This window comes from Pseudomonas sp. RHF3.3-3, from assembly GCF_048069595.1.
Taxonomy (GTDB): Bacteria; Pseudomonadota; Gammaproteobacteria; order Pseudomonadales; family Pseudomonadaceae; genus Aquipseudomonas; species Aquipseudomonas fuscovaginae_B.
Genome location: NZ_CP182250.1, coordinates 2,854,029 through 2,874,261, shown reverse-complemented (window position 1 = coordinate 2,874,261; position 20,233 = coordinate 2,854,029). Strand labels below are relative to the sequence as shown.

Sequence of the window (20,233 nt, the reverse complement as noted above, 5' to 3'; positions counted from 1 at the left end):
AATCTCGAATCGGTCGAAGCAAAAAATTAAAGGAAGAAGTCCAGGCGGAAGTAGATCGGCGCCTCACGCTCGGTAATCGGTGCCGGGCGTTCCAGGGAATGGGCAAAGGTCACCGTCGCCGCCACGTGCTGGCCGCGGGCGAACAGTTCCAGCGAGTCGCTGGTCATGCGCCCGTGCTGCTCGGCGTTGTAGCGGTCGCGGCGGATCACGCCCTGGTCATAACCGATACTGGTGCCGTACTCGGCGAAGACCGGACGCATCCAGTCCCAGGTCACCGGCCGGCTCCAGCGCAGGTCGTTGCGCCAGTAGCCACCACTGTCCCCTGCCAGGGTCTGGTCCTTGTAGCCGCGAATCGACGACTGGCCGCCCAGGCTCATGCGCTGCGGGCTGAACAGCACGTCTTCGCTGCGCTGGCCGGTCATCAGGCTGCTGAAACTGAAGGACTCGCCCCACAGCTTGAACGGCTGCAGGTAGCTGACGGTGGCGGTGTACTTGCGGTAGCGGGCATCGGCCTGACCCGGCTTGGGGTCGTGGTTGGCCTGGGCGTCAAAGGCGCCGATGCCGTTCTGCATGCCCAGGTCGACGTTGACGAACGCGCCGCCGATGCGCCGGCCATGGTTGATGCCGAACTGCGCTTCGCTGATGCGGTTGCTGCTGACCGCCAGCTTGCTGTCTTCGATGAAGTTGTTGGTGCGCAGGTAGGACACGCCGGTGTTGAGCGAGGTCTTGCTCATCGCATCGCGGTAGATCACCCGTTCCAGCTTCAACTGGTGGTTCTGGCTGTCGCCGGTCTGCTTGAAGTCGAAGCCGCTGGCCTTGGCCAGGGAACGGTATTCGCTTTCGCTGTAGGTGTAGCTGAGGTTCCACCAGCCGAACGGCAGGTTGTAATAGAACATTGCGTTGCGCGAGGTCTTCTGGTGATCGCTGATGGCATCGTGGCCGGCACGCAGCGACAACTGGTCGGCCAGGCCAAGCGGGTTATCCCAATCTAGGCTGGTGCCCCACTGCTGCTCGCCGGTGCTGCGCTGGCCATCGTTGTGCCGCGACAGGCCGACCCGCCAGGGTTTCTGCGGGTTGTTCCTGACCAGTACCTCGCTGCCGCCCACTTCCCTGCCCGGAGCCAACTCCATCTGGGCCTGGTTCGACGGCAGGCGGTTCAACTGGTCGACCATCTGCTCGATCTCCCGCAGGTTGAGCAGGTCGCCCTGCCGGCCGGGAAAACTCATCTTCAACTCGCGCTCGGAAATGCCGCTGCCCTCGGCGCCCTTGAGCCCTTCGAGCTTGCCTTCGACCACCAGCACTTTGAGGTTGCCGCTGGACAGGTCCTGCTGTGGCAGGTAGGCGCGACTGGTGACCAACCCCTTCTCTATATAGAGGTCGGTGATGACCTTGAGCAGTTCGTTGAGCTGCGGCACGCCCAGGCACTGGCCGATGTAGGGCTTGAGCAGGCGCTCGCGCTCACCGCTGGAGAGCGAGTCCGCGCCCTGCAGGTCGATGGTCTTGATCGGGAAGCAGCGGCTGTCCACCGGTGCCTGGGGTGCCACGGGGGTGGCACTCTTGCCAGGCAGGTCCTTGAGTTCTTCGAGACGGCGGCGCTGTTCTTCGAGGAGGCGATCCTGACGATCGCGGATCAGGTCAGTGATACCGGGGGTATTATCAAGAGAAGCGGCTTGAGCGGTATTCAGAGCGGAAACACACAGCAGCGCAACGCAAATCCTCGTCCCGAAGGCGAGTGGAGACATGTTCGATCCCTCGAAAAACAACTGATAGCAAAATGGTGGCGCGATGGTAGAGAGACGTATCCTTGACGTCAACAAATGCTACTTTTTATTTCAGCGCCGACACACCCGGGAGGACCCGGCATGCCCCCGGCAGGAGTGCATGCCTTGGCAGGGGGCCGGTCAGGCCTTGGTATTGACCGTCACGGCAGCGCCGGTGCTGCCGAACTGCTGCAGGTTCTGCAGCACGTTGATGGCCTTCTTGTAAGCCGGAACCATGTAGTTGGAATACGCGTCCTTTTTCATGGCGCGGTCCTGGATCGTGGTGATCTGGGTCGCGAAGTATTCCAGGGCATTGAACTTGTCGTCGGGGTTCTTCTGCACCCCGAACTTGTCGAAATCCTCACCGGCATTGAGCATCAGGCTGGCGGTGAACGTATCGATCAGGCCATTGTCCTTCAGGAAGGTACTGATTTTTCCCAACTGCGCGGGCGTGACCTGTTCCGGGTTGAAGTCCTTGAACTTGGGCCGCAGCTTGGCGGCCGCCATCTTGCCGAGATCGAGTGCCAGCGGGTCCTTGCCGACCGTACGCAGCAGTTGCTGGGCCTTCTCGCTCTGGATCTTGTTCTGCTGCGCGGGAGCGCCGTCCTTGACAAAAATCTTCAGACCCGCCGCCGAGGCCCAGGCCCCTACCGTCCCCATGCTCATGGTCGGACTCCCTGGCTCAGGTGAGTGAAAATCTGCTGCTGCGGTTGACGTGCTGGTGAGGCAGTCATAGGAAACGTCCCTGATTTAGGTGTGAAAAGCGAAATTCTAGTCAATGTTCCAATCAGGATACAATCTATCTACATTCCATTACATAAAGATGACGCCTGCTCCCACCGGACGAAAGCCGGTGCCAGAACCCCGACATCCTGCACGATCGTACCTAAAGACCCTCCAGGCCAGGCCGATAACCTCTCGCAGCCCTGAAAAGCTGACGAATAATAAAAGCCGCTCTGCAAGGACAGGTCCCATGCCCACGTTCCGTACGATCCAAGCCCGCTATACGCTGTTTCTGGTCCTGTTTGTCCTGCTGCTGTTCGTCCTGACCGTGGTCGGCATCGGCCAACTGGTCGCACCCAAGCTGCGCCACACCGAAGAGCAGGTGGCACTCAATCGCATTGCCGAAGTGGCGGAGCAGATCCAGGGCGAACTGAACAAGGTCCAGGCCCAGCAACGCAGCATCACCCAGACCATTCCCCTGCTCGACAGCGACGCCATCGACAAGGTCCTGCCCGGCCTGGTGGACCAGTACGGGGAGCTCAAGGTGTTCGGCGGCGGCATCTGGCCCCTGCCCGGCCAGCGCACGCCGGGGCAGAACAAGCACAGTACCTTCTGGCACCGCGATGCCAACGGCCAACTGAAGGTCAATACTTTCTGGAACAGTGCCGAGGCCCCCAACTACTACGACCAGCCCTGGTACAAGGGCGGCATGGCCACGCCACGCGGCCAGTGCGCCTGGGCGGCGGCCTACAAGGATGACGCCAGCCAGGAACCGCGCACCAACTGCGCCATGGCGATCCAGCGCAACGGCGCGCCCTACGGCGTATCGACCATCGACGTGACCCTGGGCTTCTTCAACGACCTGGTGGCCCGCAAGGAGAAAGACCTGGGCGCCGAGATGCTGATCGTCGAGGCCGACGGCAAGATCATCAGCAACAGCACCCACATCAGCAGCCCGGTGGTGCTCAAGAACATCAACGACCTGGCCGGCAACTCGCCCTTCGCCGCCCAGATCAAGGCCGCCCTGCAGGAACGCGACAATGGCCGGCGGCGAGTGGAGTTCGATAACGCCGGTGTCGCCAGCACCTTCTTCATGCGCCCCATCGAAGGTTCGCCGTGGTTCCTCGCCACCGCCCTGCCGACCCAGTCGATCACCGCCCAGCGCGACGACGTGCTCAAGACCCTGAGCCTGCTGCAGGTGCCGATGATCGTGCTGCTGGTGCTGCTGCAGATCTACGCCATCCGCAAGCTGGTGCAGCGCATGCGCGTGCTCAAGGGCAATATCGATGCGCTGTCCAGTGGCGATGCCGACCTGACCCGGCGCATCGTCATTCGCGCCGAGGACGAACTGGGCGCCATCGGCCATTCGGTCAACCGTTTCATCGTCTACCTGCAGAACATGATCGGCGAAGTCACCCAGGCCACCGGCGACATGTCCAGCAGCCTGGAAAAACTCCAGCAGACGTCGGCGCAGACCAACCAGATTCTCGCTCGCCACGCCTCGGAGACCGACCAGACGGTGACCGCCATCACCGAGATGAGCAGCACCGCCGAAACCGTGGCGCACAACGCCGCCGAAACCGCCGCCTTCACCCGCCGCGCCAACGAAGACGCCGACCGTTCGCGGGTGGTGGTGGGCGAAGCCTCCGGCAGCGTGATCGCGCTGATCGACGAAGTCTCCAGTGCCACCCAGAAGGTCGGGAGCATGCAGGAGGATGCCCAGCGCATCACCGAGATTCTCGGGGTGATCGGCGCCATTGCCGGGCAGACCAACCTGCTCGCCCTGAACGCCGCCATCGAGGCCGCCCGGGCCGGCGAGCAGGGTCGCGGTTTCGCCGTGGTCGCCGACGAAGTCCGTGCCCTCGCCGCCCGGACCCAGGCCAGTACTTCGGAAATCAACGAAATGCTGACCCGCCTGACCCAGGGCGTCAGCTCCTCGGTCAGCGCCATGGAAAACACCCAGGCCAGTTGCCAGTCGGCCGCCGACGCCACCGCCCGGGTCAACGCCGGGCTGGACGAAATGGCCGGCTCGGTCAGCCACATCAACAGCCTGAGCACGCAGATCGCCACGGCCGCCGAGCAGCAGAGCGCGGTGACCGAGGAGATCAACCGCAGCATGGTGCAGATCCGGCACATGGTCGAGGAACTGGTGCACAGCGGCCAGGCCACCGACGCCAACACCCGCAGCCTGCTGGAGGCCAACAACCGCGTCAGCGCGCTGATGGGACGCTTCAAGGTCCGCTGACCCGCCACAACGCAGTACCCCGCGACCGTTCGGCGTGGGGTACTGCAACACTCATCGACTGCCCGGGTGCAATGCTGGCTCATCGCCTATGCTCACTGCTGCTTCTTCCCTTTAAACAAGGAATGCAGTAGGAGCTAACATGGAACAGCCCTCTTTCCAGACCTATGCCAAAAGCCTGAGCAACGAGATCCATATAGAAGCCGATATTGCCGTGGTCTACGCCTACGTGACCCAGCCGGATCGCTGGCACGAATGGCACCCGACCTCCGTCAGCGCCGAAACCGGCATGCACGGTCCCGTGCCCAGGGATCATCGCTTCACCGAGGTCATCGACCTGCTCGGGTTGCGCGTCGACATGAACTACCGTGTTGTCGTGGCCGACCCGCCCCACACCTTCAAGACCGCCTTCACCTCCTCCGTCGTCGACGGCTGCATCTATTACGAACTCCAGCGTCAGGGCCGCGGCACCCACTTCTGCCGAACCCTGCAGTACATCACCGAACTCAACCTCAACGGCCTGCAAGGCCGCATGCACGAACTGTCGACCCGGGCACTGAACAACCTCAAGTACGTCCTGGAAACCTCGCGCCATACCCTTGCCTGACAAATCCGTCATCTTCCCCTCAGGTTGCCGACAGCGGCGACGGCGCATCATCGATGCCCGTCGCCGCCTCTCCCGCCCGCAAGAATGTTGCTGACTGTTTCAGAACCCCTTGCGATTGGCGTTATCGGCGAAAATGTCGCCCTCTCACCCAGCCTTCCGGAATCTGCCCATGAAAACCCCACTGCGCATGGTCGCCCTCTCGGCCCTGTTGATCGCCTCCCTGGCCAAGGCCGCCGAACCGCTGTCCATCGATGTCCATCGCGATGCCAACTGCGGCTGCTGCAAGCAGTGGATCGCCCACCTGCAGGCCAATGGCTTCCAGGTCAACGACCACGTCGAGGCGGACATGAGCGCGGTCAAGCAACGCCTGGGCGTGGCACCCCGACTGGCCTCCTGTCACACCGCGGTGATCAACGGCAAGTTCGTCGAGGGCCACGTGCCGGCCGAACAGATCAAGGCCCTGAGCCAGCGCGCCGACCTGCGCGGCATTGCCGTGCCCGGCATGCCCATCGGCTCGCCGGGCATGGAGATGGGGGATCGCCAGGACGCCTTCCAGGTCATCGGCCTGACCAAGTACGGCACCGACCAGGTGATCGCCGACTACCCGGCGCGCTGAGCGCCTTAATCGGCCGTTAATCGTTTCTGCGCAGCATCGGGCGGATTCCCCAGGAGGTCGCCCATGCCCACGTCACGCTCCCTTGTCCTTGGCAGCCTGCTGCTCGCCGCCTCGCTGCCGGCCCTGTCCCACGCCGCCGAAGGCCCGGCCTACGGGCCGCAGCTGCAAGGTTTCGACTATCCCTATCCGCTCGAGCACTTCGCCTTCCAGTCCCAGGGCCAATCCCTGCAGATGGGCTACATGGATGTGAAACCCAGTGCGCCGGCCAACGGCCAGAGCGTGGTGCTGATGCACGGCAAGAACTTCTGCGGCGCCACCTGGGACAACTCGATCAAGGCCCTGAGCGCAGCCGGCTACCGGGTCATCGCGCCGGACCAGATCGGTTTCTGCACCTCCAGCAAACCCGCCCACTACCAGTACAGCTTCCAGCAACTGGCGGCCAATACCCATGCCCTGCTGGAGAGCCTCGGCATCCACAAGGCCGTGCTGCTCGGCCACTCCACCGGCGGCATGCTCGCCACCCGCTACGCCCTGCTCTACCCGCAGCAGGTCGAGCGCCTGGCACTGGTCAACCCGATCGGCCTGGAGGACTGGAAAGCCCTCGGCGTGCCGTACCGCACCGTCGACCAGTGGAACGAGCGCGAGCTGAAACTCAGCGCCGAGGGCATTCGCAACTACGAGCGCAACACTTACTACGCCGGGCGCTGGAAGCCCGAGTTCGAGCGCTGGGTCGACATGCTCGCCGGGCTGAACAAGGGCCCGGGGCACGTCGCGGTGGCCTGGAACTCGGCGCTGATCTACGACATGATCTTCACCCAGCCGGTGTACTACGAATTCAAGGATCTCAAGGTGCCCACCCTGCTGCTGATCGGCACCGCCGACACCACGGCGATCGGCAGCGATATCGCACCGCCCGAGGTCAAGGCGCGCCTGGGCCGCTACGACGTGCTCGGCAAGCAGGTGGCCAGGCTGATCCCGCACTCGACACTGGTGGAATTCCCCGGCCTGGGCCACGCCCCGCAGATGGAGGAACCCGACCGGTTCCACAAGGCCCTGCTCGGCTGGCTGGCCGCACGACAATCATGAGGAGCACCCGATGACGTTGCAGATTGCGGTAATCGATGACTGGCAGGGCGTGGCCGGCGAGGTGGTGGACTGGTCGCTGCTGGACGGTATCGGCCAGGTCAGCTTCCTGCATGACTACCCCGCCGCCACCGAGGTCATGGCCGAACGCCTGGCCGGCTATGACGTGATCTGCGTGATGCGCGAACGCAGCACCTTCGACGAAGCCCTGCTGCGCCGGTTGCCGCGTCTCAAGCTGCTGGTGACCGGCGGCATGCGCAATGCCGCCCTCGATATCCAGGCGGCCAGCGCCCTGGGCATCCAGGTCTGCGGTACCGAGAGCTACAAGCATGCGGCGCCGGAACTGACCTGGGCACTGGCCATGGCCCTGAGCCGCAACCTGGTCCGGGAAGCCAACTCCCTGCGCGCCGGCGACTGGCAGGTGGGGCTGGGCAACGACCTCTACGGCAAGACCCTGGGCATCCTCGGCCTGGGCAGCATTGGCCAGAAGATCGCCCGCTACGGCCAGGCCTTCGGCATGCGGGTGATCGCCTGGAGCCAGAACCTCACCGCCGAACGTGCCGCCGAAGCGGGCGTGGAATACGTCAGCAAGCAGGCGCTGTTCGAGCAGGCCGACCTGCTGTCGGTGCATCTGGTGCTCAGTGATCGCTCCCGCGGCCTGGTGGATGCCCAGGCATTGGGCTGGATGAAGCCGTCCGCCTACCTGGTCAACACCGCCCGTGGCCCGATCGTCGACGAGGCGGCGCTGATCAGTGCCCTGCAGCAGGGCCGGCTCGCCGGCGCAGCGCTCGACGTATTCGAACAGGAACCGCTGCCGGCCGGCCACCCGTTCCGCACCCTGGACAACGTCCTGGCCACGCCCCATGTCGGCTACGTCAGCCAGAACAACTACCGGATGTTCTACAGCCAGATGATCGAGGACATCCAGGCCTGGGCCACCGGCGCACCGATCCGCGTCCTCGGCTGACGCCCCGAAACCGGCCACGCCCGTGCCTTGTACGGGCGCGGTCGGCGCCCCCTTCTCGCCCATCCGCCCCTCGCCCCGCGCCAATCGGGTGCAAACCTCCCTGCCCGCTTGTTCCCGAAAGTTGTCGTGAACCACGCGCCTTATATCCAGTAGGAAACTTTTTGAAATTTGTCGTCTAAATACCGCCCCACCAGTCGGCAACATCTCTCCTACACTGTGTTTCTGGGCCTACTGACCAGCCGGTCATTTCCTCGGAAAAAAAATCGAACCTTCTGAACCGGTCGTCAGTCAGGTTAAAGGTAAGGCGCCTGATCCGGGTGGAACAGGCACAGGCGCCACCCCACTCTTTTTCTTGCTCAGGTGCGTCGAGCGGCCTCGTGCCCCAACCACCCGAGCGGGCGTGTCCGACAAAAGGAAGCGGTTTGGGCACGCTGCGTGAAAGCCATGGATCAGATCGGATAAAACGGGAGAGGCACATGATCAGCGCTGCGTTGGAGATTCAGGGAGAAGGTTTGATTCAGGTCAGCGAACCGGTCCACGTGCCCGTCCCTTCAACGGGAGGGAAGACGTTGTCATCGGTGGTAAGCGTCAACCCCAACAAGAAGAAAGTGCTGTTCGTCACCTCCGAGTTCGCCGACCTGGTCAAGGCCGGCGGCCTGGGCGATGTCTCGGCGGCGCTGCCACGGGCCATGCGCCACCTGCATGATGTGCGGGTGCTGATTCCCGGCTACCCGCAAGTGCTGGACAGCGACAACCCGATCCATATCGTCGGCGAGCTCGCCGGCCACGCGGCTCTGCCCCCCTGCCGGATCGGGCGCATGGACATGCCCGACGGCCTGGTGATCTACGTGCTGATCTGCCCCGAACTCTACGAGCGCGATGGCACCCCGTACGGTGCCAACAACGGCCGCGACTGGCCGGACAATCACATCCGCTTCGCCCGCCTGGGCCTGGCCGCGGCCGACATCGCCGCCAACCTGGGCCAGATCCACTGGACCCCGGACCTGGTCCATGCCCATGACTGGCCCGCCGGCCTGGCCCCGGCCTACATGCACTGGCGCGGCCAGCGCACGCCGACCCTGTTCACCATCCACAACCTCGCCTATCAGGGCGTGGTCAGCCTGGCCTGCTGCCCGGAGCTGGGTATTCCGGCCCACGCCCTGCAACAGGAAGGCATGGAGTTCTACGGCAAACTGTCGTTCCTCAAGGCCGGCATGGCCTACTCCAGCCACATCACCACGGTCAGCGCCACCTACGCCGAGGAGATCACCACCCCGGAATTCGGCTGCGGCCTGGACGGCTTCCTTGCCAGCAAGACCTACCAGGGCCTGCTCAGCGGCATCCCCAACGGCATCGACGAAAGCTGGGACGCGGCCACCGACCATCACCTGGTCCAGCCCTTCCACATCGGCGACTGGGAGGGCAAGGCGGTCAATGCCGCCCACGTGCGCCAGCTGTTCGGCCTCGAAGCATCCACCGGCCCGCTGTTCGCCGTGGTCTCGCGGCTGGTCTACCAGAAGGGCCTGGACCTCACCCAGGCGGTGAGCGAGTTCATCGTCCGCTCCGGCGGCCAGATCGCGATCATCGGTCGTGGCGAGCCGGAGGAAGAGGAAGCCATGCGCCAGCTGGCCCTGCGCTTCCCCGGTCGGATCGGCGTACGCATCGGCTTCAACGAAACCGATGCCCGACGCATGTTCGCCGGCAGCGACTTCCTGCTGATGCCCTCGCGCTACGAGCCCTGCGGCCTCAGCCAGATGTATGCCCAGCGCTTCGGCTCGCTGCCGGTGGCGCGCAACACTGGCGGCCTGGCCGATACCATCGAGGACGGCGTGACCGGTTTCCTCTTCGACGAATCCACCGTGCAAAGCTACGAGTCGGCGCTGCGCCGGGCCTTCAAGGTGTTCGCCTACCCGCCGCTGCTCAATGCCATGCGCTGCCGCGCCATGGCCGCACCGTTCAACTGGTGCAAGGCGGTGGAGCCCTACGCCGAGCTCTATGAAACCTTGGTCGCCAATTCCCGGAGCAGGTCGGGCAAGCACTGAGGAGTGGCCACGGATGTCGCTAAGGACTCTGGAAACCTGGTCCCACGGCGCGGTCATGCTCGACGCGGAACACACCCGTTTCGCGTTGTGGGCACCGGACGCCTTCTACGTCAGCGTCGAGCTGGAGGATGGCCGCTCCCTGGCCATGCTGCCGCAGAACGACGGCTGGTTCACGTTGGAAACCCGCTGCGCCGCCGGGACCCGCTACCGTTACAACATCGACGGCGAACTGCAGGTCTGCGACCCGGCTTCCCGCTCCCAGGCCGGCGGGATAGCCGAACCGAGCCAGGTGGTCGACCCCCTCGCCTATCACTGGCGACACAAGGACTGGCAGGGACGGCCCTGGCACACCGCGATCATCTATGAGCTGCATGTCGGCGCCCTCGGCGGCTACCGCGCGGTGGAGCAGCACCTGCCGCGCCTGGCCGAACTGGGCATCACCGCCATCGAACTGATGCCCCTGGCCGAGTTCCCCGGCGAACGCAACTGGGGCTACGACGGCGTACTGCCTTACGCGCCGCAATCGAGCTATGGAACGCCCGAAGACCTCAAGCACCTGATCGACAGCGCCCACGGTCATGGCCTGGCAGTGATCCTCGACGTGGTCTACAACCACTTCGGCCCGGACGGCAACTATCTGGGGCGCTACGCCCGGGACTTCTTCCGCGAGGACCGCACGACCCCCTGGGGTGCCGCCATCGACTTCCAGCGCCGCGAAGTGCGCAGCTTCTTCATCGACAACGCGCTGATGTGGCTGCTGGAGTACCGCTTCGACGGCCTGCGCCTGGATGCGGTGCACGCGATCGACGACTCGACCTTCCTGCGCGAACTGTCCCGGCAGGTGCGCCGTCAGGTCGACCCGGCGCGCCACGTGTGGCTGACCGTGGAGAACGAATTCAACCAGGCCAGCCTCCTGGAAGAAGCCTATGACGGCCAATGGAACGACGACGGCCACAACGCCCTGCACGTGCTGCTGACCGGGGAGACCGAGGCGTATTACGCCGACTATGCCAAGGAAACCACCCACAAGCTGGCGCGCTGCCTGAGCCAGGGTTTCGTCTACCAGGGCCACCCCAACCGCCACGGTCGCTGCCGCGGCGAACCCAGCGCCCACCTGCCGCCCAGCGCGTTCATCCTGTTTCTGCAGAACCACGACCAGATCGGCAACCGCGCCTTCGGTGAACGCCTCAACCAGCTGTGCCCGCCACAGGCCCTGCGCGCGGCCACCGTGCTGTTGCTGTTGTCGCCGATGATCCCGCTGTTGTTCATGGGCGATGAAACCGGCGCCGAGGAACCGTTCCTGTTCTTCACCGACCACCACGGCGAACTGGCCGATGCCGTACGTGAAGGCCGGCGCGGGGAATTCGCCGAATTCGCCGGTTTCGCCGACCCGCAACGCCGCGCGCGGATTCCCGACCCGAACGCCGCGGCCACCTTCGAAGCCTCGCGACCGAACCTGGTCCCGACCACCGAGGGCAACCGTGGCGCCACCGCGCAGCTCTACCGCCAACTGCTGCAGATCCGCCACCGTGAACTGCTGCCCCGCCTGCCCGGCACCCAGGCACTGGACGCCGAGGTGCTGGCCGAGGGAGCCATCAGCGCACGCTGGCGCCTGGGCGATGGCAGCCTGCTGCGTATCGACCTGAACCTGGGGCCCGAGCCGGTCGAACAGGGCGCCGACGGAGTCATCCGTTGGCTGTTCGAAAGCACCGCCGGGGCCGCCCGGCAACTGGATGAAGGCCAACTGGCGCCCTACTGCGCGCTGGTCGGCCTGAGCAACGACGATGACCCGTCGACCCTCGATGGAGAACGCCCATGAGCGATGCGCAACTTGAAATACTCGCCAGCCGGGCGGGCCTGGCCGTTGACTGGATCGACGCCAATGGCCGGCCGCAGAAGGTCCGGCCCGAGGTCCTACGCAAGGTGCTGGCCGGCCTCGGCCACCCGGCCCATGACGAGGCCGCCATCGAGGCCAGCCTGCTGGAACTGCAACTGGCGCAACAGGACCAGCAACTGCCGCCACTGCTGACGGCGGACGTCGACAAGGGCCTGGACCTGGCCCGCTATTTCGCCCCCGACACCCCCTGCGAGGTCCACCTGGAAAACGGCTCGGTGCTCCGTCTGCGGCTGGACAACGAAGCGGTCCTGCCCGGGGTGGTGCCGGTCGGCTATCAGACGGTGCGCATCGACGGCCAGCAGTTCACCCTGGCCGTGGCCCCCGCCACCTGCTTCAGCGTCGACGCGGCCACCGACACACGCCCGGCCCGGGCCTGGGGCCTCGGGGTACAGCTCTATAGCCTGCAACGCCCGGCCGACGGTGGCTTCGGCGACACCCAGGCCCTGGAGGAACTGGCCCGGGCCGCCGGCGAGCGCGGGGCCGATGCCCTGGCGATCAGCCCGGTGCACGCGATGTTCAGCAGCGACCCGAGCCGCTACAGCCCGTACTCACCGTCCAGCCGCCTGTTCCTCAACAGCCTGTATGCCGCACCGGGGGCGATCCTCGGCGAACGCGCCCTGCGCCTGGCGATCGACAGCACCGGGCTGGCCGACGAGCTGCACGCGCTGGAGCAGTTGTCGCTGATCGACTGGCCCCGCGCCGCACGGGCCAAGTACCGCCTGCTGCGCGCGCTCTACGAGGGTTTCCGGCTTGGCGACCATCCTCTGGGCGAGGACTTCGCCAGCTTCCGCCGCGCCGGCGGCGAAGCCCTGGAAAACCACTGCCGGTTCGAGGCCCTGCAAACGCGCTGCGTCGCCCGTGGCGAAAGCGGCGACTGGCGCCACTGGCCGCAAGAGTGGCGGCAACCGGACAGCCCGGCCCTGGCCCGCTTCGCCGAGGAACACGCCGAAGACATCGAATTCCATGCCTTCAGCCAATGGCTGATCACCCGCAGCCTGGAGCGTGCGCAGGAGGCCGCGCGCAGCAGCGGCATGGCCATCGGGCTGATCGCCGACCTGGCCGTCGGGGCCGACGGCGGCGGCAGCCAGGCCTGGAGCCGGCAGGACGAACTGCTGGCAGAGCTCACCGTCGGAGCACCGCCGGATGTGCTCAATCGCTCGGGCCAGAGCTGGGGCATCTCCGCCTTCGCCCCCGAAGGCCTCAAGCGCCACGGTTTCCGCGCCTTCATCGAAATGCTGCGGGCCAACTTCGCCTATGCCGGCGGCCTGCGCATCGACCACATCATGGGCCTGCAACGGCTCTGGGTGATTCCCCTCGGCTCGCCGTCGAGCGACGGCGCCTACCTCTATTACCCGATCGACGACCTGCTGCGCCTGCTGGCCCTGGAGTCGTCGCGGCACCAGGCGATCGTCCTCGGCGAAGACCTCGGCACGGTACCCGATGGCCTGCGGGAAAAGCTGATCGCCCGCTCGATACTCGGCATGCGCGTGCTGCTGTTCGAACAGGAATACGGCCATCGCTTCAAACCTATCCTCGACTGGCCGGACAATGCCCTGGCCACCACCACCACCCACGACCTGCCGACCCTGAATGGCTGGTGGCACGCCCGCGACATCGACTGGAACATCCGCCTCGGGCTGATCGACACCGCCACCTGCGACCACTGGCGCCAGACCCGCCAACATGAGCGCGACGGGCTGCACCGGGCCCTGAGCAACGACCCGCAGAACTTTCGCGACGAAGCCCACGAGACCGACCAGGTCGTCGACGCCAGCGTGCGCTTCCTCGGCCACACCCGCGCCCCGCTGGTGCTGCTGCCGCTGGAGGATGCCCTGGGCGTGGAAGAGCAACCGAACCTGCCCGGTACCATCGACACCCACCCCAACTGGCGCCGGCGGCTGCCGGGCTACAGCAGCCAGCTGCTGGACGATGTCGATGCCGCCCGGCGTCTCGAACTGCTGGCCTGCGCCCGGCTGCAGGCCGCCGAGCGTGACCGATGAGCAGCCTGCGCGCCACGCTGCGCCTGCAACTGCACAAGGGTTTCCCGCTGGACGCCGCCATCGAGTGGGTGCCCTATTACGCCCGCCTGGGCATCAGCCACCTCTACGCCTCGCCACTGCTCTGCGCCCGCGCCGGCTCGATGCACGGCTATGACGTGGTCGACCCGACCCGGGTGAACCCGGAATTGGGAGGCGAGCCGGCGCTGCGACGGCTGGTGGCGGCCCTGCGCGAACACGGCATGGGCCTGATCCTCGATATCGTGTCCAACCACATGGCCGTCGGCGGTGCCGACAACCCCTGGTGGCTCGACCTGCTCGAATGGGGACGACGCAGCCCCTACGGGGAGTTCTTCGACATCCAGTGGCATTCACCGGACCCGTTGCTCGAAGGCCAGTTGCTGATGCCCTTCCTCGGTAACGACTACGGCGCGGCCCTGCAGGAAGGCTCGGTGGTGCTGCGCTTCGATGCCGAACGCGGCGGCTTCCATGTCGAGCACTACCAGCATCATTTCCCGATCTGCCCGCGGGACTACGGCCAGATCCTCGCCGACCTGCCGGAACTGGACGACCTCGCCGCCCGCTTCAAGGCCCTCAACACCCTGCCCGATGCCTACGGCCGGGCCCGGCAGTTGCGCGCGGAACTGGCCAGCCGCACCGCCAGCCACCCCGTCATCGAAGCCAGCCTGCAACGCTACGACGCCCGGGAACCGGAAGGCTTCGAGCGGCTGCACCGGCTGCTCGAGCGCCAGCACTACCGGCTCGCCAGCTGGCGCACCGCTGGCGATGACATCAACTGGCGACGCTTCTTCGATGTCAATGAACTGGGCGGCCTGCGCGTCGAGCGTCCGGCGGTGTTCGAGGCCACCCACCAGAAGATCTTCCAGCTGGTCGAGGAAGGCCTGGTCGACGGCTTGCGTATCGACCATGTCGACGGCCTGGCCGATCCCCGCGGCTACTGCCGCCGACTGCGGCGGCGGGTCGACGCCCTGGCGCCGGGGCGACACCTGCCGATCTACGTCGAGAAGATCCTTGGCCAGGGCGAGCAACTGCACCGCGACTGGAGGGTCGATGGCACCACCGGTTACGAATTCATGAACCAGCTGTCGCTGCTGCAGCACGATCCCCGCGGAGCCGAACCGCTGGCCAGGCTCTGGAGCCAGCTCAGCGAGCGGCCCGCCGCGTTCGGCGAAGAAGCCCGGCTGGCGCGCCAGCAGATGCTCAACGGCTCGCTGGCCGGCGACTTCGAGAGCGTCGCCCAGGCCCTGCTGCAGGTCGCCCGGGACAATGTCATGAGCCGCGACCTGACCCTCGGTGCGATCCGCCGGGCGCTGCAGGAACTGATCGTGCACTACCCGGTGTACCGCACCTACATCAACGCCTGCGGCCGCCCGGCCGACGACGAGCCGTTCTTCCAGCAGGCCCTGGCGGGCGCCCGTACCACCCTCGGCGAAGCCGACTGGCCGGTGCTCGACTATCTGCAGCAGTGGCTCGGCGGCCAACCCTGGCGCCAGCGTCCACCGGGCCGCGAGCGCAAGTTGCTGCGCCACGCCAGCGTGCGCTTCCAGCAACTGACCTCGCCGACCGCCGCCAAGGCCGTCGAGGACACCGCGTTCTATCGCTCGGCGGTCCTGCTGTCGCGCAACGACGTGGGCTTTTCCACCGAACAGTTCAGCGCGCCGCCGGCGGACTTCCACCAGGCCAACCGGCAACGGCTGGCAGCCTTCCCCGACAACCTGCTGACCAGCGCCACCCATGACCACAAGCGCGGCGAGGACAGCCGGGCGCGTCTGGCCGTGTTGAGTGAATGCGCCGACACCTATACCGGCTGGGTCGGACACTGGCGTGAGCTGGCGACTGCGCTGCGCAGCAGCCCGGACGCGCCTTCGGCTGGCGATGAGCTGATGCTCTACCAGACCCTGCTCGGCAGTTGGCCCCTGGACCTGGCCGTCGACGACCAGGCCGCCTTGCGCGACTACGCCGAACGTCTCGGCCAATGGCAGCGCAAGGCCCTGCGCGAAGCCAAGCTGCAGAGCAGTTGGAGCGCGCCGAACGAGGCGTATGAAAACGCCTGCCACGACTTTCTCCAGGCGCTGTTGCTCAAGCCCGAAGGGCTGGCACTGCGCACGGCGATCGCCACCGCGGTGCACACCATCGCCCCGACCGGTGCGCTCAACAGCCTGGCGCAATGCCTGCTGCGCATGAGCGTGCCGGGGCTGCCGGACCTGTACCAGGGCAACGAGTTCTGGGACTTCAGCCTGGTCGACCCGGACAACCGTCGCCCGGTGGATTTCGCCACCCGGCAAGCGGCACTTCAGGCAGCCGGCACGCCCGCGGAACTGATCGACGACTGGCGCAGCGGACGGATCAAGCAGGCATTGATCGCCCAGACCCTGGCCGTGCGGGCCCGGCACCCGGAACTGTTCCGTCGTGGCGACTATCAGCCCCTGGAGGTGTGTGGCGAACACGCCGAAAAGGTACTGGCCTTGCGTCGTGGCAACGCGACGCAACAGGCCATCGTGGTGGTGCCAAGGCTGGCACATGGGTTGTTGGCCGAGGTCGGTCGGCCCTGGGTAGCCCCGGCGACGTGGGGTGATACCCGGATCAAACTGCCGCTCGCCGCCCCGCACGGCAAATTAAAGGGACTTTTTTCCGCAGGTGCAGTCACACCCCATGGGGAGCTTATGGTCGGTGACGCACTGGGAGACTTCCCGGTCAATCTCTTTACCCAAACTTGAGTGTCTGTTCAGGAGCATGGCGATGAGTACCGACGAAAAACGCATCCGCGAGTTTGCCTATCAGATCTGGGAGTCGGAGGGCCGTCCCGACGGCCAGGAGGCCCGCCACTGGGAAATGGCCCGCAAGCTGGCCGAGGCCGAGGCCCTGGCACCGAGCAGGCCGGCCACGGCCGCCAAGGCCAAGCCCAAGGCCGCCACCACCGCGGCCAAGCCGGCCGCCAAGAGCACGGCCAAGCCGGTGGCGACCAAGGCCACGGAGCCGGCCGTCAAGAAGCCCCGGGCGCCACGCAAACCGGCGGCCAGTTGAGCCGCTGAAGAACACCTCGATCCTCCTCTCGCTGGAGCCGGCTTGCCGGCTCCCACAGGGTCCGAGTCGCCCATGGATCGGGGGCGGGAACGGGCTTGCCCGCCAATTGCCCCCTCAGGCATGCCCCCACAAAAGTCCGAACGGTGTCGGGGATATTTGAAGGGCCACCACTCTCAGCAGGAGCACCCATGAGCAAGCCAAAGCACGACAAACCCACTCCCCAGGCCTCGCGTATCCGCGAGGGCCTGCCCTTCCCCCTCGGGGCCACCTGGGACGGCCTGGGCGTCAATTTCGCGCTGTTCTCCGCCCATGCCACCAAGGTCGAACTCTGCCTGTTCGACGCCAGCGGCGAGGTGGAACTGGAGCGCATCGAGCTGCCCGAGTACACCGACGAGATCTACCACGGCTACCTGCCCGACGCCCATCCCGGACTGATCTACGGCTACCGGGTGCACGGCCCCTACGACCCGGGCAACGGCCACCGCTTCAACCCCAACAAGCTGCTGATCGACCCCTACGCCAAGCAACTGGTCGGCGAACTGAAATGGTCCGAGGCGCTGTTCGGCTACACCATCGGCCACCCGGACGGCGACCTCAGCTTCGACGAACGCGACAGCGCGCCCTTCGTGCCCAAGAGCAAGGTCATCGACCCCGCCCACACCTGGGGCCGCGACCAGCGGGTCAACGTGCCCTGGGAGCGCACCATCATCTACGAGGCCCACGTGCGCGGCCTGACCAAGCGCCACCCCGCCGTCCCCGAGGCGATCCGTGGCACCTTCGCCGGGCTGATGGTCGACGAAGTGCTGGAGCACATCCGCTCCATCGGCGTGTCCTCGGTGGAACTGCTGCCGATCCACGCCTTCGTCAATGACCAGCACCTGCTGCACAAGGGCATGACCAACTACTGGGGCTACAACAGCATCGCCTTTTTCGCCCCCGACCCACGCTACCTCGCCAGCGGCAAGATCGCCGAGTTCAAGGAGGCCGTCGCGCACCTGCACGCGGCCGGCCTGGAGGTGATCCTCGACGTGGTCTACAACCACACCGCCGAAGGCAACGAGCAGGGCCCGACGCTGTCCATGCGCGGCATCGACAACGCCTCCTACTACCGGCTGATGCCCGACGACAAGCGCTACTACATCAACGACTCGGGCACCGGCAACACCCTCGACCTGAGCCACCCGTGCGTGTTGCAGATGGTCACCGACTCGCTGCGCTACTGGGCCACGGAAATGCACGTGGACGGTTTCCGCTTCGACCTGGCGACCATTCTCGGGCGCTACCACGACGGTTTCGACGAGCGCCACAGCTTCCTCGTCGCCTGTCGCCAGGACCCGGTGCTGCGCCAGGTCAAGCTGATCGCCGAGCCCTGGGACTGCGGCCCCGGCGGCTACCAGGTCGGTGGCTTTCCGCCGGGCTGGGTCGAATGGAACGATCGTTTCCGCGACACCGTGCGCGCCTTCTGGAAAGGCGACGACGGCCAGCTCGCCGACTTCGCCGCGCGCATGACCGCCTCGGGCGAGATGTTCAACCAGCGCGGCCGTCGCCCCTACACCTCGGTCAACTTCATCACCGCCCACGACGGGTTCACCCTGCACGACCTGGTGTCGTACAACGACAAGCACAACGAGGCCAACGACGAGAACAACCAGGACGGCAGCAACAACAACCTGTCCTGGAACCATGGCGTCGAGGGCCCCACCGACGACCCGGCGATCAACGCGCTACGCCTGCGCCAGATGCGCAACTTCTTCGCCACCCTGCTGCTGGCCCAGGGCACGCCGATGATCGTCGCCGGCGACGAATTCGCCCGCACCCAGCACGGCAACAACAACGCCTATTGCCAGGACAGCGAAATCGGCTGGGTCAACTGGAACCTGGACGACGACGGCCACTCCCTGCTCGCCTTCGTCAAACGCCTGGCCAAGCTGCGTCTGGCCTACCCGATTCTGCGGCGCGGGTGTTTCCTGGTCGGCCGCTACAACGAGGAACTCGGGGTCAAGGACGTCACCTGGCTGTCACCCGATGGCAACGAAATGACCACCGAACAGTGGCACGACCGCCACGGCCGCTGCCTGGGCATCCTGCTCGACGGCCGCGCCCAGGTCTCCGGCCTGCGCCGCACCGGGGCCGACGCGACCCTGCTGATCGTGGTCAACGCCCACCATGACGGGGTCAACTTTCGCCTGCCGGCCGTGCCCCAGGGCCGCTACTGGACCTGCATGCTCGACACCAACGACGCGCAGATCCATGGCCGCGAGCAGTTCGACTTCGACCGCGAGTACACCGTGACCGGGCGTTCACTGGTGCTGTTCGAATTGCACCGGGAATAGGGGGCGGCGTCTCGAAGCGACAATAAAAAGTCGCATTTCGGGCCACATGAGCGATACTTGAATTCGGCGCTTCAGGATCGAGGCGCCCGCAGCCCCTCCACCAGGGGCTGCACGAACTTCCCGCACAAGGATGTGGAACCCATGAAATATCAATCCGCTGCCCGACATCAGGCCGCGCCGCCGATCTGGAGTGCTTCCCGGCAACTGGCCAGGGTGCCGTGCCTGAACCTCAACCGCCTGGTCGAACCGGGCGGACGGGTCGTGGTCATCGCCCCCCATCCCGGTGATGAAATCCATGCCTGCGGCGGCGTGCTGCAGATGCTCTCGACCCTCGGGCATCCCCTGCAACTGATTTCCCTGACCGATGGCTGCGCCATCTATCCCGGTTCCCAGCTCTGGTCGGAACAGCGCCTGAGCGTGGTCTGTCCCCAGGAAACCGCCGAGGCGCTGCGGCGCCTGGGGATCGAGTTGCACTGCCTGAAGTGGATACGTGGCGGCTTTCGCCACGGCGCGCTGGAACAGCAGGAGGATGCGATCTGCCAGTATCTGCGGCGTTATCTGCGCCATGACGACGTGGTCTTCACCACCTGGCGCGAGGACGGCGACAGTGACCATGACGCGGTCGGTCGCGCCAGTGCCAGGGCCTGTGCCGCCACGGGCGCGCGGCTGGTCGAGGTGCCGGTCTGGACCTGGTTCCGCCCGCTGCGCGAGGAATACCTGCTGCCCTGGCACCGGGCCCGCAAGATACGCCTGAACACCTGGGGCGTGGCACGCAAGCAACATGCGCTGCACGCCTTTCACAGCCAGTTGCAGGGCGACCCGGAAAGCGGCATCCCGCCCGTCCTCAAGCCCAACCTGATCGAACAGGCCCGGCAGCCGTTCGAAATGGTGTTCATCTGAGGCCGCCGAACCCCATCCTGT

General features: G+C 65.9%; 13 protein-coding genes and 2 pseudogenes. 13 read left to right on the top strand and 2 right to left on the bottom strand.

The genetic code is table 11. The annotated features are described in order from the left end of the window. Positions 1-26: 26 nt before the first annotated feature. Positions 27-1,742: a ShlB/FhaC/HecB family hemolysin secretion/activation protein gene (locus ACMGT0_RS13200; RefSeq protein WP_416772944.1), complete on the bottom strand. Its 1,716-nt coding sequence runs from the start codon at positions 1,740-1,742 to the stop codon at positions 27-29. A gap of 159 nt (positions 1,743-1,901) precedes the next feature. Continuing rightward, positions 1,902-2,426 carry a hypothetical protein gene (locus ACMGT0_RS13195; protein ID WP_054062634.1) on the bottom strand — a complete coding sequence of 175 codons (525 nt, stop codon included), beginning with the start codon at positions 2,424-2,426 and terminating at the stop codon, positions 1,902-1,904. A gap of 112 nt (positions 2,427-2,538) precedes the next feature. Here ACMGT0_RS13195 and ACMGT0_RS13190 point away from each other — a divergent pair. The 13 genes and pseudogenes from ACMGT0_RS13190 to ACMGT0_RS13130 form a co-directional block, all read left to right on the top strand. Next, positions 2,539-3,867 (top strand): annotated as a pseudogene (locus ACMGT0_RS13190) (cache domain-containing protein); the annotation flags it as partial. Between the two features lie 339 nt (positions 3,868-4,206). Further along, a pseudogene (locus tag ACMGT0_RS13185) lies at positions 4,207-4,728 on the top strand (methyl-accepting chemotaxis protein); the annotation flags it as partial. A gap of 139 nt (positions 4,729-4,867) precedes the next feature. Continuing rightward, positions 4,868-5,332 carry an SRPBCC family protein gene (locus tag ACMGT0_RS13180; RefSeq protein ID WP_054056707.1) on the top strand — a complete coding sequence of 155 codons (465 nt, stop codon included), beginning with the start codon at positions 4,868-4,870 and terminating at the stop codon, positions 5,330-5,332. Positions 5,333-5,501: 169 nt separating this feature from the next. Continuing rightward, positions 5,502-5,948, top strand: a complete 447-nt coding sequence (locus ACMGT0_RS13175) for a DUF411 domain-containing protein (RefSeq protein ID WP_054062636.1) — start codon at positions 5,502-5,504, stop codon at positions 5,946-5,948. Between the two features lie 63 nt (positions 5,949-6,011). Continuing rightward, complete coding sequence (locus tag ACMGT0_RS13170) at positions 6,012-7,034, top strand: alpha/beta fold hydrolase (RefSeq protein WP_054056709.1); 1,023 nt, start codon at positions 6,012-6,014, stop codon at positions 7,032-7,034. Positions 7,035-7,044: 10 nt separating this feature from the next. Beyond that, the gene (locus ACMGT0_RS13165; RefSeq protein WP_054056710.1) at positions 7,045-7,998 is read left to right on the top strand and encodes a D-2-hydroxyacid dehydrogenase family protein; all 954 of its coding nucleotides are present in this window, start codon (positions 7,045-7,047) and stop codon (positions 7,996-7,998) included. 476 nt (positions 7,999-8,474) lie between these two features. After that, positions 8,475-10,040: a glycogen synthase GlgA gene (gene glgA, locus ACMGT0_RS13160; protein ID WP_054056711.1), complete on the top strand. Its 1,566-nt coding sequence runs from the start codon at positions 8,475-8,477 to the stop codon at positions 10,038-10,040. Between the two features lie 13 nt (positions 10,041-10,053). Beyond that, the gene (gene treZ, locus ACMGT0_RS13155; protein WP_416772941.1) at positions 10,054-11,859 is read left to right on the top strand and encodes a malto-oligosyltrehalose trehalohydrolase; all 1,806 of its coding nucleotides are present in this window, start codon (positions 10,054-10,056) and stop codon (positions 11,857-11,859) included. Continuing rightward, on the top strand, positions 11,856-13,937 hold the full coding sequence (gene malQ / locus ACMGT0_RS13150) for a 4-alpha-glucanotransferase (RefSeq protein ID WP_416772939.1): 2,082 nt from the start codon (positions 11,856-11,858) through the stop codon (positions 13,935-13,937). The genes treZ and malQ overlap by 4 nt, the downstream gene beginning before the upstream one ends. Next, complete coding sequence (locus tag ACMGT0_RS13145) at positions 13,934-16,672, top strand: malto-oligosyltrehalose synthase (RefSeq protein WP_416772937.1); 2,739 nt, start codon at positions 13,934-13,936, stop codon at positions 16,670-16,672. The genes malQ and ACMGT0_RS13145 overlap by 4 nt, the downstream gene beginning before the upstream one ends. Positions 16,673-16,694: 22 nt before the next feature. Then, positions 16,695-16,979, top strand: a complete 285-nt coding sequence (locus tag ACMGT0_RS13140) for a DUF2934 domain-containing protein (RefSeq protein ID WP_054062641.1) — start codon at positions 16,695-16,697, stop codon at positions 16,977-16,979. Between the two features lie 188 nt (positions 16,980-17,167). After that, entirely contained in the window at positions 17,168-19,312 is a 2,145-nt protein-coding gene (gene glgX / locus ACMGT0_RS13135) for a glycogen debranching protein GlgX (RefSeq protein ID WP_054056944.1), read from the top strand. A gap of 141 nt (positions 19,313-19,453) precedes the next feature. Then, positions 19,454-20,212 carry a PIG-L deacetylase family protein gene (locus ACMGT0_RS13130; RefSeq protein ID WP_054056943.1) on the top strand — a complete coding sequence of 253 codons (759 nt, stop codon included), beginning with the start codon at positions 19,454-19,456 and terminating at the stop codon, positions 20,210-20,212. Positions 20,213-20,233 lie beyond the last annotated feature (21 nt).